Origin of the sequence: Nigerium massiliense (assembly GCF_000826085.1) — a bacterium.
In the GTDB taxonomy this organism is placed as follows: Bacteria; Actinomycetota; Actinomycetes; order Propionibacteriales; family Propionibacteriaceae; genus Propioniciclava; species Propioniciclava massiliense.
In genome coordinates this window covers 461,310-477,806 of the sequence record NZ_CCYM01000002.1, presented here as the reverse complement: position 1 = coordinate 477,806, position 16,497 = coordinate 461,310, and the positions used below count along the sequence as shown (strand labels likewise).

The following is a 16,497-nucleotide window of genomic DNA, read 5'->3' as shown; positions in this document are numbered from 1 at the left end:
ACGAGTGTCGAGGCCCGCCGCGGGCGTCCAGATCAGGGGCGGGACGGATCGCGCTGAGGGGATCGGCGTGGGAGGATCGCCGCCATGGGACGAGAGACCTCCGCGACCCACTACACCCGGGAGCAGCGGCAGCAGTTTCGCGACAAGGTCAGACGCGACCTCGACGTCCTCGAGCAGATGCTCGAGCGGGACGCCTTCGAGTTCGACGAGCCGCTGTGCGGGTTGGAGATCGAGCTCAACCTCGTCGACGCGGGCTTCCAGCCCAAGATGAACAACGCCGAGGTTCTGCAGGCGATCGCCGACCCGGAGTTCCAGACGGAACTGGCGCAGTTCAACATCGAGTTCAACGTGCCGCCGCGGAGCCTGCGCGGCGAAAGCCTGCATGAACTCGAGCGCGACCTGCGGGGATCGCTCAACCACGCCGAGTTGCGCTGCAACGAGCGGGACACCCACATCGTCATGACGGGCATGCTGCCCACGGTGTCCGCGGACACGTTCGTCGGGGAGTGGATGAGCGACAACTCCCGGTACACCGCGCTCAACGACGCGATCCTGACGTCCCGCGGCGAGGACATCTACCTCGACGTCCAGGGCAAGGAGTTCGTCCGGCAGTTCACCGACTCGATCGCCGCCGAGTCGGTGTGCACCTCCGTGCAGCTGCACCTGCAGGTCAAGCCGAACGAGTTCGCCCAGCACTGGAACGCCGCGCAACTGCTCGCGGGGCCCCAGCTCGCGCTCGCGGCGAACTCGCCGTACTTCTTCGGCAAGGAGCTGTGGGCCGAGACGCGCACCGAGATCTTCGCCCAGGCCACCGACACCCGGCCGGTCGAGCTGAAGAACCAGGGCGTCCGGCCGCGGGTGTTCTTCGGCGAGGGCTGGATCACGTCGATCTTCGACCTGTTCGAGGAGAACGCGCATTTCTTCCCGGCGCTGCTGCCCGAGGTCGGCGACGAGGATCCGCAGGCCGTGCTGGACGCCGGCGGCGTCCCTGAGCTGGCGGAGATGATGCTGCACAACGGTTCCATCTATCGCTGGAACCGGCCGATCTACGACACCGCCGGCGAGCACGCGCACCTGCGGGTGGAGAACCGGGTGCTGCCTGCCGGTCCGACCATCGTCGACACCCTGGCCAACGCGGCGTTCTACTACGGGACGCTGCGGGTGCTGGCCGAGGACGAGCGGCCGCTGTGGTCGCGGATGGCGTTCTCCACCGCAGAGCACAACTTCCATCAGGGCGCGCGGCACGGCATCGACGCGATGCTCTACTGGCCGGGGCTGGGTGAGCTGCCCGCCAGCGAACTCGTGCTGCGGCACCTGCTCCCGCTGGCGCGGGAGGGGCTGCGCCGCTGGGAGGTGGACGAGGACGTCATCGATCGTTACCTGCGGGTCATCGAGGGCCGTTGTCTCACCGGCGTGACCGGTGCCGAGTGGCAGGTGAACGTCGTGCGTCGCCTCGAGGCGCGCGGCCTCAGCCGGCACGAGGCGCTCACGAAGATGACCGAGCTCTACACCAAGGCCATGCACAGCAACCGGCCCGTGCACACCTGGAAGCTGCCCGACTGAGCCGGACGCCCGCCCGTCGGACGGGTCGCGAGGACCCGTCCGACGGAGCTTGAGTCAGGCCGCCGTCACCTTCACGCCGCTGCGCGGCTTGGTGGGCATGCGGTGGCGGGGGAAGTCGAGGCCCTCGCCGCTGATCCGGAGCGCCGGGTCGGACAGCGTGGCGACGCCGACGGCGATCGCGGCGACGGCGATCTTCTCGCCGGGGCAGCGGTGGCCGGTGCGGACGTCGCCGCCGCCCTGCGGGACGAAGGTCTTGATGCTCTCGGCGTCCACCCCCATGAAGCGCTCGGGGTCGAAGACGTCCGGGCGCTCCCACGACTCGTCGTCGAGGTTCGTGCCCTGGATGTCGATGAGCACCATGTCGCCCGGCTCGATGGTCTCCCCGCCGACGCGCGTCCGCTCGGTGGCCGTCGCCGGCAGCATCGGGACGAACGGGTAGCGCCGGCGCACCTCCTGGGCGAAGGCCATGGCGAGCGGGCCGCCCGCAGTGGTGCCGCGCTCGGCGGTCTCGGCGGCGATCCGCTCGCGCCACTGGGGGTAGGTATGGAGGGCGGCCCCGGCCAAGGCGACGAACAGGCTGGTCGCGATCGTGGGTCGGATCACGTTCTGGAACTCGACGCCGGCCTGGCGATCGTCGAGCTGGTTGCCGTCCAGCTCGCGGTGGTCGGCGATCTCGCGCAAGGCCGTGCCGGGGGCCGGGTCGAGGTGGCCCGCGCGGACGGCCGCGATCAGGTCCGCGGCGTGCCGGTCGCTGCGCTCGCGGTTGGCCCGCGCGAGCAGGTGCTGCGGGGAAACAGCGCCGAAGCTGTCGACGATCTGGGCGAGCTGGCCAGCCCACTCGGTGAGGTCGCTGTCCGGGCCGGGGACGCCGGCCCAGCGCATGACCGCGCGTCCGGACGCACCGACGGCCGCGTCGTAGGCGGTGCGCTTGCCGCCGGCGAGCCAGGCCGCCTTCTCCTCGGCCCATGTCTGCTCGAGCAGCGGCTGGAGCCGCTCCACCTGGGCGTCGTCGTAGGCGATGCGGACGAACGTGGCCTTGCGGTGGCGGTGGGCTTCGCCGTCCATGTCGTGCACGGTGCCCTGGCCGAACAGCGGGCCCTTGATGAACTCCGGCATGGCACCGTGCCGCTTCACGCGATCGGTGTCGTAGAAGGTGCGGACGCCCTCGGCACCCCGGACGAGGACGGCACGCTTGCCGAGGACGCGGAATCCGGTGGCGCGCGCCTGCTGTCCTGCGGCGTGCCAGACGTCGCGGGTGAAGTCGTAGCCGCGGGCGATGAAGTGAAGGGTTTGGTCGGGGAGCCGGTTCAGCAGAGCGGGAAAGGCCATGCACTTTACGGTAGTTCGATGCATATGTCGCACCGGCGTTCGGCAGCGTCCGACACCGGATCGCAACTTGCTCAGGATCCGGGCCTGGATCGCGCAGGCGGCACGTGTCGTGCCCCAGGAGCACGGCCCCGACGTGCACGGCGCGGCGGTCGAACCGTCGCGGTTAGCCGGACGCCTCCGGTGCGGCGGGCGGGGTGATCACGTGGACGCCGGCGTCGCGGGCCGCGTCCAACTGCGGGTCGTCCGCGGGGAGATCGGTGACGACGACGTCGAAATCGCTCAGCGTGCACACCTCGTACAGCGCCCGGCGCGTGAATTTGCTGCGGGTCACGACCAGTACGCTGCGCCGCGTGCGCCCGAGGACGCGGCGTTTGAACGTGGCCACGTCTTCGTAGGGGTGCAGCACGATGCCGTTTTCGATGGCGGCCGCCCCGGTGACGGCGATGTCGACGCGGATCCCGTCCAGCGCCTGGTTCGCGGCCGGGCCGTAGAACGCCTGGAGCTGGCGCAAGTACCTGCCGCCCAGCAGGATCAACTCCGCGTTGGGTTGGGTGGCCACCAGCGACGCGGGGCCTTGGCAGTTCGTCACGACCGTGAGCTGGCCAACGCCCAGAGCCTTCTCCAGCACGAAGTGGGCCGAGGTCGAGTCGTCCACCAGAAGGGAGTCTCCGCGCTGCACCAGCGTGGCCGCGAGGTCGGCCAGCTGTGTCTTCGCGCCGACCTCCTGGCCCAGCCGGAAGTGGAACGGCGTCTCCGACAGCGAGGACGCCGCTGCCGACACCTCGCCGCGGGACCGGTGGATGACGTGGCGCGACTCGAGCTCGGCGAGGTCGCGGTACAGCGTCATCGGCGAGACGCCCGTGATCTCCTGCAGCGCGTCGACGCGGATCGTGCCGCGCTGGAAGATCAGGGCCGCCATCCGGTTCTGACGCAGTTGCTTGGGCGAGGCGCCGTCCTCGTTCGTCACCGTCTCGTCTTCGCCTCTCGTCCGTCGCTACTTCGACTGACCATAACCGCTGAGGCCCGCGCTCGCCTCCCTCATCTGCTCGGGGGAGAGCACCCGCATCGTCGCCGGGGACGCGGCCATCGCGCGCAGCTGCACCTCACAGACGTACTCGAGGTAGGGCAGCAGCGAGAACGCCTTCGAAAGCGTCGGGCCGACGGTGATCGCGCCGTGGTTGGCCATCAGCGCCCCGAGGCGTCCGTCCAGGGCGCGGGCGACGTTGTCGGCCAGCTCGGCGGTGCCGAACGTGGCGTACGGCGCGACGCGGATCAGCCCGCCGAACATGGCCGAGTAGTAGTGCGTGGCGGGGATCTCGTCGACGAGCAGGCCCAGGGCCGTGGACGCCGGCGCGTGGTTGTGGACGATCGCGCCGGCGTCCGTGGCGGCGTAGACGGCCAGGTGCAGCGGCAGTTCGCTGGACGGCTTGAACCGGGCGTCGACGGGCTCGCCGGTCAAGTCGTGGACGCCGACGTCCCCGGGCTCGAGGTCGGCGTACTCCATGCCCGACGGCGAGATGACGACCCGGTCGTCCACGCGCACGGAGACGTTGCCCGCCGTGCCGACCACCAGGCCTTGGCGCTGCATCTCCTGGCAGATCCGGACGACCTCGGCCCGCTCCTGCTCCAACAGCATGGCTTCTCCTCTCGTCCCGCGGGTCAGGGCCGCAGGATGTACTTCGATCCGTTGCCGGCGGCCATGTCCTCCAGGGAGTCGACCAGGGCCTCCAGCGGGCGCACCTCCGTGCACAGGCTCATGCCGTCGAACTTGCCCGACGACAGCAGCTCGACGGCGACCTGCACGAAGCGGGGCTGGTGATGGTAGACCCCCTTGAGCGTGTACTCCTGGTAGTGCATCGCCGACGAGTTCACCGAGAACGGGGCGTCCTTCGGCGTCCCTCCGAACAGGACGGCCGTCCCACCCGGACGCAGGCACAACACCGTCTGCTCCCACACGGCCGGCAGGCCCACCGCCTCGATCGCGACGTCCGCTCCGCGCTCGCCCGGGGTGTACGGCTTGATCGCCGCGGCGCACTCCTGCGGCGTCTCGAGCCCGGTCAGGTCGACGGTCGCCGCCGCCCCGGCGTCGCTGGCCTGCTGCAGCCGACCGGCCGAGCGGTCCGCGACGACGACGGTCGCCCCGCGCAGTCGCGCCAGGCGCAGGAACATCTGCCCGATCGGCCCGGCGCCGTTGACCACGACGGTGTCGCCGAGCGCGATGCCGGATTCGTTCATGCCGTGCACCACCGTCGAGAGCGGCTCCAGCGGCGCGGCCGCCTCGAACGGCAGCGTGTCGGGGATGACGTAGGTGTTCCGCTCGACGATCGCCTTCGGGATGACGATCTGCTCGGCGAAGGCGCCGTTGAGGTACTGCAGGTTCTCGCACAGCGACTCGCGCCCGAGCGTGCACGCCCAGCAGTGCCCGCACGGGGCGGTGTTGGCGGCGACGACCCGCTGGCCCGGCGCGAAGCCCTCGACGCCGTCGCCGACCTCGGTGACGACGCCGGCGAACTCGTGGCCGAACCGGGCCGGCAGTGTGGGGAACAGGGTCGGGTGCCCGCGGCGGTACGACTTCAGGTCGGTGCCGCAGGTCGCCGCGGCCTTGATCTCGACGGCGACCTCCCCGGGCCCGGGCCGGCCCTCGGGGACGTCTGCCAGGCGCAGGTCGCCCGGTCCGTGGAACATATAGGCGCGCATGCTCGTCTCCTCGGTGTCAGGGCTTCGCCGGCAGGACGGCCTGGATGAGGATGTCCTCGTAGTCGTCAGGGTCGTCCTGCACGATGCGGCGGGCGGCGGCCAGCAGGGGTAGCCGGTCGGCGAGGCCGTCCCCGCGCTGGTCGACCAGCTTCACGGCGAGCCCGACGGCGGGCTCGCCCTCGACGGTCTGCTCGAGATCGGCCATCGTCTGCAGCGCCGCGCGAGAACCCTCACCCTTGCCGATGCGGACGCCGTAGAACTTGTTGCGTCCGGCGAGGCCGGTGACCTCGAGGTCGCCGACGCCGGCGAGCCCGAAGGCGGTCTCGGGCCGGGCACCCAGCGCCTGCCCCAGCAGCGACATCTCCTTGACGGCCTGGGCGAAGGTGGCCGCCTTCAGGTTGTGGTGCGGCCGATCGCGCAGCTCGTGCAGGCCGTCGGCGATGCCGAGCATGATCGCGTAGACGTTCTTCATCGGCGCGCAGATCTCCACGCCGACCTCGTCGTCGCTCGGCTCGATGCAGTAGCGCGCCGAGCGGGCCTCGCGGGCGTACCGGGTGGCCACGTCGAGGTCGGTGCACGCGAAGATCGTGGACGTCGGCTCGCCCGCCGCGCACTCGTTGGCCTTCACCGGGCCACCGATGGCGACGATGGGCGGGACGGTGACGCCGCGCTCGGCCGCGATGCGCCGGATGCCGGCGGGCAGCTGCTCGATCGTGCCGTCCGGCGCCTCCAGGAAGCCCTTCGACGTGAGCCACAGGGCGTCCGCCTTCGCGACGCCGTCGAGGGCGAGCTCGATGACCTTGGGGACGCCGACCGACGCCACCGCCATCACGACCACGTCGGAGTCCTCCATCGCCTCGGTGAGCTGGGCTGAGCGGAACGTCTGGACGTCCCGCTCGATCACCACGTCGATACGCGGGTGCGGACGCCCCGCCTCGATGGCGTCGATCAGGTGGTCGTCGAGCCATGTCCCCCACAGGTGGGTGCGCCATCCCGCGCGGACCATGGCGCTGGCCAGGGCGGAGCCCATGGCCCCCGCGCCGAGGATCGTGATCTGGTTCATGGTCTTCCTTCTCTTGGGGGAGGGTCAGTCTTCGATGTCGGCGACCTCGGCGTCCGGGTGACGGTCCGCGAAGTGTTGCAGGGCGTCCGTCGTCTCCTTCAGCTGGTCGTACAGCTTGGCCTGGATCTCGCCGAGTTCGGTGTAGATCGCGTGGACGCGCGGGTTCGGGTCGGTGACGAGCCCGAAGTGCGCCATCGCCTTCGCCGCCGTCGCGATCGACGTGTCGCCGTGGACGCCGGTGTGCGCCATCGCGAGCACGGCCGCGCCGAGCGCCGAGATCTCGTCCTCGAGGCACGCGGTGATCGGCAGGCCGGTGGCATCGGCCATGATCTGGCGCCACAGCCGGGATCGCACGCCGCCGCCCATCGCGCGGACGGTGGTCAGCTTCGTGCCCGTCGCCTGCTCAAGGCCGCCCAGGGAGCGGGCCATCTCGAGGCAGATCGCCTCGAGGATCGAGCGGTACATGGATGCCGGGCCGTGCGTCCCGCGCCAGCCGACGATCGCGCCACGGGCGATGGGGTCCCAGTGCGGGCTCTGCACGGCGTTCCAGTACGGCATCGTCACCAGGCCGCCGCAGCCGGGCGTCCGCTCGGCGGCCTTGCGCTCGAGCTCCGGGTCGGGTCGGCCCTCGAGCTCGGGGTTGCCGAACGTCCGGCGGAACCACGTGGACAGGAACGCGCCAGACGACTGCAGCACCTCGAGCACGTAGGTGTCGGGGATGCCGCCGGCCAGGGTGCGGTACACCGGGCCGAACGAGTACTCGTGGGACAAGACGCCCGCGTTCACGGCGGTGCCCATGTTGAGGTAGGCGATCTCCGGGTCGACCGCGGCCGCGCCGATGCCGGCGGCCTGCCCATCGCCCAGGCCGGCGACGAGGGTGACCTCCTGGGTGAGTCCCCATTGGTCGAGCACGGAGCGCTGGACGGTGCCGAGCACCTCGCCGGGCTTGGTCAGCTCGGGCATCTGATCGCGGCGGACACCGGCGATCTCCAGTAGCGAGTCGTCCCAGGTCTGTTCGGCGATGTTGAACAGGCCGAGGGAGTCGGCGCAGGCGACCGAGTCCTTCCACTCGCCGAGCAGCTTGAAGACCAGGTAGGCGTGGACGTCGACGACCTTGGCGGCCTTCTCGAGGACGCCCGGCTCGTTCTCCTTGACCCAGGCCATCTTGTAGAGGGCGGGCGTGACGTCGGCCGGTTTGCCGGACAACTCCCAGATCTCCTGGCTGCCGTAGCGCAAGATCTGGTCGGCGGCTCGGATGTCGAGCCACAAGATGCCGTTTCGCAGCGGCGTCCCCGCGGCGTCGAACGGCGCGAACGTCTCGCGCTGGTGGGTCATGCCCATCGCTACGATTCTGGCCCTATCGGCCTGACTGAGCTGGCTGATGGCTTCCATGATGGATTCGTTGGTGGAGACCCACCATGCGAATGGGTCGTGTTCCCCGTAGCCCTGCTTCGGCGTGCGCAGGATGATCTCGCGCTTGCCCAGGGCGAGCACCTTTCCCTGCGGATCGACGATGATCGCCTTGCTGGACGTCGTGGACGAATCGATGGCGATGACGAGTGGTTCGGTCGCGGACATTGTGAGCACCTCAAATCGACGTTGATCGGGTCGGGGACGCGTCTGCGCGTCCGGCAGCCCTCTGTCGCGCGGTGCGCGTGGGGCCTCCGTCTGGTTCATTCAAGCACAAAACAACCAGGATGAGTGATGGAAGAATCACGAAAGATGGTGATTCGGGCGGATGGTCAGCCGTTCGGCACGGATGCCCAGGAGCGCCGCCTTGTCGGCTGGGCCGCCGATCGGCCCTGCCGGTACCGTCGGCTTATGCGATGGAGACTCCTCGGAGGGGCCATCGCCGCCGCCCTCGCCCTGACCGGCTGCACGGCGACCGCCCCGACCCCGACCGCCGACCAGAGCCGCCAGGTCCCCGGCGCGGCCAGCAGCGCCGACATTCCGGGCCAGACCCCCAGCGCGTCGAACGCGTCGCCGCGCACCGCGCCGGACGGACGTCCTTTCGTGGTGAAGGAACTGGGCAGGTTCACCGAGCCGTGGGCGATGGCGTTCCTGCCCGGTTCGGATCGCATGCTCATCACCCAGCGCTCGGGTGCGTTGCTGCTGCGTGACAACGCGACCGGGCGCTCGGTCCAGGTGCAGGGGACGCCACAGGTCGTCCATGCCGGCCAGGGCGGGCTCGGCGACATCGTGCCGGGACCGACGTTCGCCGACGACAACACCGTCTACCTCAGCTGGGTCGAGGCCGGGGGCGGTGATGCGGGCGCGGTCGTGGGACGCGCCACGCTGAACACGTCCGGCGACACCCCCCGGCTGGACGGGCTGAGGGTGATCTGGCGGCAGGAGCCGAAGGTGAGCGGCTCGGGACACTTCTCGCACCGCATCGCGTTCAGCCCCGACGGCCGCTACCTCTTCGTCAGCTCGGGAGAGCGGCAGAAGTTCCAGCCCGCCCAAGACCTGTCGAACAACCTCGGCAAGATCCTGCGGCTCAACCTCGACGGGACGCCCGCCCCGGGCAACCCGTTCGCGGGTCGGGGTGGGGTAAGCGCGCAGATCTACAGCTACGGACACCGTAACGTCCTCGGCCTGGCGTTCGACGCCGATGGGCGGCTCTGGGCGTCCGAGATGGGCCCCCAGGGCGGCGACGAGATCAACCTCATCAAGCCCGGCGCCAACTACGGCTGGCCCAACGCGTCCGACGGCAGCCAGTACGGCGGCGCCGACATCCCCGACCACAAGCCCGGGGACGGCTACGAGGCGCCCAAGGTCTTCTGGAACCCGAGCATCTCGCCGGGGTCCCTCATGATCTACTCCGGCGACCTCTTCCCCCAGTGGCGCGGGGACGCCTTCGTCGGGGCGCTGTCGGGGCAGGCGCTGATTCGCGTCGACCTGGACGGCGAGAACGCCACGAAGGGCGACCAGTGGGACATGGGCCAGCGCATCCGCGCGGTGAAGCAGGCCCCCGACGGCTCGATCTGGATCCTCGAGGACGCCCCGAGCGGACGCCTGCTGCAGCTGACGCCACCGGCCTAGGCCGCCTCCCGGGGACGGAGCGGCGCGCGTCCGACGGAATAGTTGTCCGATCAACTACGTTGCGTGGCCATGAGAGCTTTCGGATTCCTGAGCTTCGGCCACTACGGCCACGGGGGACGCCCCGGCGACCCGTCCGCGGGTCAGGCGTTGCACGACGCCATCGACTTGAGCGTCGCCGCCGACGAGATCGGCGTCAACGGCGCGTTCTTCCGCGTCCATCACTTCGCCCGGCAGGCCGCCTCACCGATGCCGCTGCTCAGCGCCATCGCCGCGCGCACCCAGCGCATCGAGGTCGGCACGGGCGTCATCGACATGCGGTAGCACATGTCAGGGTTACAACACCCGTTCACGTAAGCTTGGTTGCATGGTTGAACTGGTATCGCTGAGGAAGACGAACGAGGTCGCCGCGTACGTCCGCGCTTCGATGGATCGCAAGGGCGACCGGTGGACGGTCGAGACCCAGTTGCGGAAGATCAGGGCGCTGGCCGAGGCGAAGGACTGGGAGGTCGTCGAGATCTACGACGACAACGCGGTCTCGGCGACGAAGAAGCGCCGCGCTGGCACCCGGTGGGCCGAGATGCTGGATGACGCCCGGGCGGGTCGGTTCTCGATGGTCGTCGCGGTGGACATGGACCGGTTGCTGCGCAGCACGAAGGACTTGAACACGCTGATCGACCTCGGTCTGCGGGTCGTCACCGTGGACGGCGAGATCGACCTCTCGACGGCGGACGGAGAGTTCCGGGCGACGATGCTCGCCGCTCTCGCGCGGTTCGAGGCGCGTCGCAAGGCCGAGCGTCAGATCAGGTCGAACGAGCGCCGCCGCGCCGAGGGCATACCGGCGTCCACCTGGAAGGCGTTCGGCTGGACAAGGGAGGGCGAGCTGATCGAGGAGGAGGCCGACGCGATTCGGTGGGCCTTCGACGCGTTCCTCGGCGAGCCGTCGCTGTCGATCCGGCGCATCCGCGAGGACCTGAACAACGCCGGTCATCTGACCGCGCGCGGGGCGGAGTTCTCCGTCGATGCCGTGCGGTACCTGCTGGCGAACCCGCTCTACGCTGGCTACATCAAGCACTACGCCTCGGGCGAGCTGTACCCGGTGCAGGGCGCGGGGTTCCCGCCCATCGTCAGCGAACAGACATGGCGGGCTGCGGTGGCGAAGCTGGAGGACAACGTGCGGAGGTCGGCGAGGCAGGGCAACCAACCGAAGTACCTCCTGTCCACGATCGGGCTGTGCGGGAAGTGCGGCGCGACGCTCGTCTCGGGGACGAACAGCCGCAAGCAGCCGACGTACCGCTGCGGTGAGCAGTTCCACCTCACCCGCCAGCGCGAGCCCGTCGATGCGATGGTCACCGAGGCGGTGCTCACCCGACTGTCCTCGGTGGACGTGCACGACCTCGTGATGCCGCAGGAAGATGCTGGGCCGGACCGCGAAGAGCTGCTGAGCGAGCGGAACGCCCTGGTCGAGCGCGTCAAGGAGCTGAGCCCGCTGCTGCGCGACATCCACCAGCCCGTGCTGGAGATCACCGCGGCGATCAACGACGTGAAGGCTCGCATCGACGAGATCGACGCGGAGCTGCTCGACCGATCGGTGTCGGTGGCGGCGAAGCTGCTCGCGGACGTGGACGAGCTGGTCGGCACCGCGGAGCGCCGCGAGGTGGTCGAGTCGAAGTGGAAGGAGTTGGACGTGGACCGTCGCCGGATGCTCGTGGACGAGCTGGTGACGGTGACAATCGAGCCCATCGCGCCGGGTCACGTGAAGTTCGACCCCGACCTCATTCGAATAGAGCCTCGTCGCGACTGACACGCGAGTCGACTCGTCAGTGGACCGGTGAGTCGAGTCGTGGGAGAATAGTTGCAGACAAGAAGATCCCACCGGGGCCGCGACTTAGAAGCGCGGGGTTCTGCTCCCGGATGAGTAGCCGGTCAAACAGCCCAACGAACGTGGCGGGGAACCGGAAGCACACTCATGTTTGAGGACTTCCGATGTCTGTCGTTATCGACGCTCCCCGCGCATCTGCGCTGGACCGTCCTGGGCTCGACCAGGACCTGAACCCCGTTCCGCAGGCTGATGGGCTCGATCCCGTCATCGCTGCCGCCCTCGCCGCCGGTCGCCGAGCTGGTGAGCGCCTGGCCCGCACGCCGCTGACCCCGCGCCAGCGCGCCGCGGTCGCCGCTGTGATGGGCGGTGATCGCTGATGAGCGCCAACTCCACCGCTTTCGACTACGTGAACGGCTTCCGCTGGCGTCTGGGCGATCCCGCCCTCGCCGACAGCGAGGCGCACCTCTACGACCTCGGTGTGCTCCGCTCCGTGCTGGAGGAGGCCGTCGAGATCGCCGTCGCCGATGCCCGCGCCGACGGTGTGACCTGGGCCAAGATCGGCGACGCCCTCGGCGTCACGCACCAGGCCGTCATCAAGCGCTACCGCAAGGGCGGTGCCCGATGAACGCCGCCGAACGCACAAGCGCCCTCGTGTCCGCCGACCTGACCCCGCCCGGAGGGCCTGGCCTGGCACCCGCCGAAGGCGGGCTGCCCGTCGTCGATCCGAATGTCGCGAACCCGGTTCTCGCCGTCGAGGACCTTCTCGAAGAAAACGGCTATACGGCTGCACAGAGCGATTCCGCTGGCTCCGACACGACCGCCGATCTCAGCTCTGACCTGGGATCTACCGCCGCAATTCATGCGCGGCCTTCCTTGGGTGGCCGCGCATCCGTTTCAGAAACGGCTGCACAGGCGCCTACTTCGGCTACACCCGTGGACTTCGCCGAGATGGACGTGCCGGGGGCCGATCCCGGTGATGAGGTTGAGGCGTTCGTGGTCGAATCCACGCCCGCGCAGGTCGCCGAGGCGAAGGATTTTTTCGCCCGGGCGAAGGCTGCGGAGAGCTCGGAGCAGGTGAAGCGCGCACGGATGCAGTCGCGCGTGTTCTCGGTGATGCAGTACCGGGAGCACCCGGAGACCGGCGAGGTCATGCTCACGCAGGAGCAGATCGACGAGGGCCTCGCGGCGCTGGGCGATCGCCTCCACCGCTGGGCCTACGTGTGGCACCCGTACGACCGCCTGGTCGAGGTGGACGAGGGCACCGGCGAGACGGTGTGCTGCGGAATCAAGGGCCTGCACGCGCACATGGTGCTGTGGGTCGCCGATGCGGACGGTCCGCGCCCCACGATCCGCACGGTCTCCGATGCCTTCTCGATCCCTTCGGCGCGGGTGAAGCCGCCGAAGGAGACCGCGGAGCAGGACGGCACCGAGCACAAGGGCCGAGGCGCTGCGGAGAAGGCGTTTTTCGACCTCGCCGAGTACCTGCCGCACGAATCGCGCGGGAGGGACGCAACCCCCGGCATCCACCAGTCGGATCGGCACTACCTCGTGGACAAGACGCAGGAGGGCAAGCCCGGCAAGTACCAGTACGGGCGCGGGCGGATCGTCGCGAACTTCGATTTCGGCCGGGAGCTGGACGCGCACATGGCGATGCGCCGCACCGCCGCGGAGGGCGGCGGCAGCGCGAAGCTGAGCAAGCTCTTCCAGGCCGTGGGCAAGGGTTCGCTGACGCTGAAGCAGGTCCGTGATCAGGAGCCTGCGATCTACTTTGCGAAGGGCAACCTGGCGCATTTTCAGAAGCTGCGCGGCGACTTCCTCTCGCACCAGGACGCGCCGGAGTCGGTCATGAACTTCTACGTGTTCGGCGAGGGCGGCACGGGCAAGGACCTGCTCGCGAAGGCGCTCGCTCGCGCCCTGGCCCCGGACGCGGACAAGCCGTACTTCAAGGTCGGCGGCGAGAACGTCTCGTGGGAGGGATACGACGGCGAGCCGGTCGTGATCTGGGAGGACATGCGCGTCGGCGACATGATCCGCACGGCGAAGAGCCGGGGAATGCTCTTCCGCATTCTCGGCCCGTGGCGCGAGCCGGACGAGAAGCCGGTCGTGAACATCAAGGGGTCCAAGACGCAGCTGCTCAACCGGGTGAACATTGTGACGGGGCCTGAGGGTTACGAGGAGTTCCTCCGGGGCTTGGCGGGCGAGTACGAGTCGATGCAGGGCGGAGTTCGGGTCAAGCACCATGCGGAGAACCTCGGGCAGGGGTTCCGCCGCTTCCCGGTGATCATCCCGGTGGCCGAGCGTGAGTTCTCGATCTTCGTGAACTCCGGCGTGCTCAACGGCACCCGCGAGTACCAGAGCTACGAGCGGTACGAGCACATGCGCCAGGACCTGGAGCTGCTGGCACGCAAGTGCAAGGCGATCAAGGACACCGCCGAGCGGGAGCGCGTTCGCGGTGCGATCGAGGCGCGCACGGTCGCGCCGATCGTGGAGCAGCACGACCGGATCGCATGCCCTGAGCTGGACGCGATTGACGCGGACGATCTGTTCGCGGAGTTCGCCGGGGTCGGGCAGCCAATCCCGCAGAGTTCCGTCGAGGTCGCAGTTGCACCGAGTGAGCCGAGCCCCCGCGATCGCTGCATCTGCGACGAGTGGCAGGGCTACGCCCTGGACCACACCGAGTCCTGCCCGATCCGCACGGATGCCGAGGCGGCGATGGCGGAGATGCGCCAGCGCGAGGCCGAGCGCGAAGCGGCGGCGGAGGCCCACCGTCAGGCCGAGCTTGAGCGGAAGGTCGCGCGGCTCCGCGCGAACGGCGGCCTGCTGGTCGTGGGAGGTGCACGATGAGTACCTTCGACGGCCAGCCGCAGCCGATTCGTCAGGGCTCCGGTGGAGCGCTGGAGGATCGGGCTGCATGCCCGCGCAGCGGCCCCCGGAGGGCCCCGGGAACCTTGGAGCGCAGCGGAAAGGTGTATGGGGCTACACCTTCCGTTCCGGAGGTTGTCGCAGAGGCTCCACATCAGGGCGCAGGGTCCCAGATGTGGAGGGGCGATGACCTCCGGAACGGAAGGCCCCACGGGAGTGCCGCCGGAGGCTCCGGGGCACGTCGCGCAGCGGCGGGCGTCGGATCATCGGGAGGTGCGCGATGAGCTACACGGCAACTTTTGACGCGAGCCACAAGGTCAAGGCGTCAGGCGCTCACGCGACGAACTTCGTTCGCCACATCGCCCGCGATGCGGATCAGGCCGCGGGGTTCTCCTTCGCTCAGCGGAACCCGAACATCGATCCGGCGCGCACGTCGATGAACATCACGATGGTCAACGACGGCAACGGAGGTTGGCGTGCCCCGGTCGTGACGCAGGACGAGAAGGGCAACGACCGGCCGCCGTCGGCAGAGCTGACGGACTATCTGGACGCGCGCCTGGCGACGGTCGAGAAGAAGATCAAGGCCGACGCGGTGGCGATGCGCCCCCTCGTCTTGCAGCTCGATCCGAAGTGGTTCGCCGAGCACAACCCGGACTGGCGCGAGGACGGTCTGAACGCCGAAGCAGAGCAGTACATCGGCACGCAGCTCGACTGGGCCGCCCAGGAGTTCGGGCAGCAGAACCTTCCGGGCTACTCCGTGCATATGGATGAGACGAATCCTCAACTCCAGCTCCTGTTCACCCCGGTGACGGAGGACGGGAGGCTGAGCCAGAAGGACTTTTTCAAGGGTCCCGGCGATCTCCAGCGCCAGCACAAGGCGCACCGCCAGGCGCTGGCCGATGCCGGGTACGACGTCGAGTTCAAGGTCACCAAGCGCTCGAAGGAGCACCTGAGCAGCGAGGAGTTCGCCAAGAAGGTTGACCAGGCCCGCGAACGGGCCGCTGAGGCCGCGCAGCACCTCGCCACGGTCCGCGAGCAGGTCGAACAGTCGGACTTCGGCCAGTTCTTCGAGCAGCAGCACCCAGAGGCGTTCGGCCAGGTGCTGGACGAGTACACGAACGAGATCGAGCAGCGCATCCGCGCGCAGGAGGAGCAGGGACATGGACAGCATCACCGCGATGGCCACGGCGAGGGCGACGGAGAAGATCGAGCAGCAGCGGACTACGGAGATGCTGGAGACGTTGGTCTCGAAGCACGCCGCCGTCGAGCAGCAGCTCACGACGCTGACGAAGGCCGTGAGGGACCTCACCGGGCATCAGAAGATCATGGACGAGGAGCTGACGAAGCGGATCGACCGGGCGTCGATCTCGCAGCCGTCCGCCAGCACGTCGCCGCAGATCGCGAGCGTCGAGAGCAGGCTGAGCGAGATCGAGAGCACGCTCGGCGAGTTCGCGCAGAGTCTCGACGGGAAGCGTTTGAGCGCCGCGTCGCAGAGCTTGGTCGCGGAGGCGCAGAAGAATCGCGCGGCTACGGCCTCGGCGATTGACGGGCTCAAGGTGCAGGCCGCGGCGAACCAGAAGCTCGTGAGCCAGGTCGGCGGTGCGGTGCAGCGGATCGAGAAGCGCACCGAGGAGCGCGTGCAGAAGGCCGTCGAGCAGGTCGCCGGGGATGCCTCGACCACGATGACGGCGAACCTCGACGCCGCGAACGAGCGGGCCGAGCGGATCATCGCCGCGACAGCGAAGGTTGAGGCGCGCCAGCTCTGGAGCGCCGCCGCCGCGATGCTCCTCGCGCTCGTGCCGCTCGCGATGCTGGTCGCGGGCGTCTGGATGGCCGCAGCGGGCCTCATCACGGGTGCTCAGTGGGCGCTGGACGTGGACGGGAGCGTGTGGCTCGGCATCGGGCGGTGGCTCGTAGTCGGCGCTGGCCTCGCCGGGGCCGGCTACGCCCTCTTCGCCTCCGCCCGCTGGGTCGTCGGCCTCGCGGAGACGTGGAAGGGCCGCGGGATGCCGTCATGGCCCCGCTGGCGGAGGTGACCCCAGCTCCCGAGGGCAAGCGCGCGGAGCGCGTGCGGCAGAACTCCCCAGAGTGACAATAGGTCAGCCACTACTGTATAGTTCAG

15 protein-coding genes are annotated in these 16,497 nt (G+C 69.4%); 9 read left to right on the top strand and 6 right to left on the bottom strand.

The annotated features are described in order from the left end of the window. Positions 1 to 84 precede the first annotated feature (84 nt). Entirely contained in the window at positions 85 to 1,563 is a 1,479-nt protein-coding gene (locus BN1187_RS03675) for a glutamate-cysteine ligase family protein (RefSeq protein ID WP_040158822.1), read from the top strand. Between the two features lie 54 nt (positions 1,564 to 1,617). Here the strand turns inward: BN1187_RS03675 and BN1187_RS03670 are convergent, their stop codons facing one another. The 6 genes from BN1187_RS03670 to BN1187_RS03645 all read right to left on the bottom strand — a co-directional run bounded on the left by BN1187_RS03670 (position 1,618) and on the right by BN1187_RS03645 (position 8,230). Continuing rightward, a complete protein-coding gene (locus BN1187_RS03670) occupies positions 1,618 to 2,892 on the bottom strand; it encodes a cytochrome P450 (protein WP_052462248.1) in 1,275 nt (424 codons plus the stop codon). A gap of 163 nt (positions 2,893 to 3,055) precedes the next feature. After that, positions 3,056 to 3,859: a DeoR/GlpR family DNA-binding transcription regulator gene (locus BN1187_RS03665; protein ID WP_052462247.1), complete on the bottom strand. Its 804-nt coding sequence runs from the start codon at positions 3,857 to 3,859 to the stop codon at positions 3,056 to 3,058. A 27-nt stretch (positions 3,860 to 3,886) separates the two neighbouring features. Next, a complete protein-coding gene (locus BN1187_RS03660; protein ID WP_040158820.1) occupies positions 3,887 to 4,528 on the bottom strand; it encodes a class II aldolase/adducin family protein in 642 nt (213 codons plus the stop codon). Positions 4,529 to 4,551: 23 nt separating this feature from the next. After that, positions 4,552 to 5,589 carry a zinc-dependent alcohol dehydrogenase gene (locus BN1187_RS03655; RefSeq protein ID WP_040158818.1) on the bottom strand — a complete coding sequence of 346 codons (1,038 nt, stop codon included), beginning with the start codon at positions 5,587 to 5,589 and terminating at the stop codon, positions 4,552 to 4,554. A 16-nt stretch (positions 5,590 to 5,605) separates the two neighbouring features. Beyond that, positions 5,606 to 6,652 (bottom strand): NAD(P)H-dependent glycerol-3-phosphate dehydrogenase, encoded by a 1,047-nt coding sequence (locus tag BN1187_RS03650; protein ID WP_040158817.1) that lies wholly within the window; start codon positions 6,650 to 6,652, stop codon positions 5,606 to 5,608. 24 nt (positions 6,653 to 6,676) lie between these two features. Next, positions 6,677 to 8,230, bottom strand: coding sequence for a xylulokinase (locus BN1187_RS03645; RefSeq protein ID WP_040158815.1), 1,554 nt, complete (start codon positions 8,228 to 8,230; stop codon positions 6,677 to 6,679). 243 nt (positions 8,231 to 8,473) lie between these two features. On the opposite strand from BN1187_RS03645, the gene BN1187_RS03640 reads away from it, so the two are divergent. The 8 genes from BN1187_RS03640 to BN1187_RS13775 all read left to right on the top strand — a co-directional run bounded on the left by BN1187_RS03640 (position 8,474) and on the right by BN1187_RS13775 (position 16,411). Continuing rightward, positions 8,474 to 9,694: a PQQ-dependent sugar dehydrogenase gene (locus BN1187_RS03640; RefSeq protein WP_040159890.1), complete on the top strand. Its 1,221-nt coding sequence runs from the start codon at positions 8,474 to 8,476 to the stop codon at positions 9,692 to 9,694. Positions 9,695 to 9,763: 69 nt separating this feature from the next. Then, complete coding sequence (locus tag BN1187_RS03635) at positions 9,764 to 10,015, top strand: LLM class flavin-dependent oxidoreductase (RefSeq protein ID WP_040158813.1); 252 nt, start codon at positions 9,764 to 9,766, stop codon at positions 10,013 to 10,015. A gap of 43 nt (positions 10,016 to 10,058) precedes the next feature. Then, positions 10,059 to 11,495, top strand: a complete 1,437-nt coding sequence (locus BN1187_RS03630; protein WP_040158811.1) for a recombinase family protein — start codon at positions 10,059 to 10,061, stop codon at positions 11,493 to 11,495. Positions 11,496 to 11,677: 182 nt separating this feature from the next. After that, positions 11,678 to 11,890 (top strand): hypothetical protein, encoded by a 213-nt coding sequence (locus tag BN1187_RS03625; protein ID WP_040158809.1) that lies wholly within the window; start codon positions 11,678 to 11,680, stop codon positions 11,888 to 11,890. Beyond that, complete coding sequence (locus tag BN1187_RS03620) at positions 11,890 to 12,138, top strand: helix-turn-helix domain-containing protein (protein WP_040158807.1); 249 nt, start codon at positions 11,890 to 11,892, stop codon at positions 12,136 to 12,138. The genes BN1187_RS03625 and BN1187_RS03620 overlap by 1 nt, the downstream gene beginning before the upstream one ends. Next, positions 12,135 to 14,357, top strand: coding sequence for an RNA helicase (locus BN1187_RS03615; protein WP_072041947.1), 2,223 nt, complete (start codon positions 12,135 to 12,137; stop codon positions 14,355 to 14,357). Before BN1187_RS03620 ends, BN1187_RS03615 begins: the two co-directional genes overlap by 4 nt. Before the next feature lie 298 nt (positions 14,358 to 14,655). Further along, positions 14,656 to 15,921: a plasmid recombination protein gene (locus BN1187_RS03610; protein WP_072041946.1), complete on the top strand. Its 1,266-nt coding sequence runs from the start codon at positions 14,656 to 14,658 to the stop codon at positions 15,919 to 15,921. Positions 15,922 to 15,931: 10 nt separating this feature from the next. Beyond that, positions 15,932 to 16,411 (top strand): hypothetical protein, encoded by a 480-nt coding sequence (locus tag BN1187_RS13775; protein ID WP_235750579.1) that lies wholly within the window; start codon positions 15,932 to 15,934, stop codon positions 16,409 to 16,411. The last annotated feature ends 86 nt before the right edge of the window (positions 16,412 to 16,497 follow it).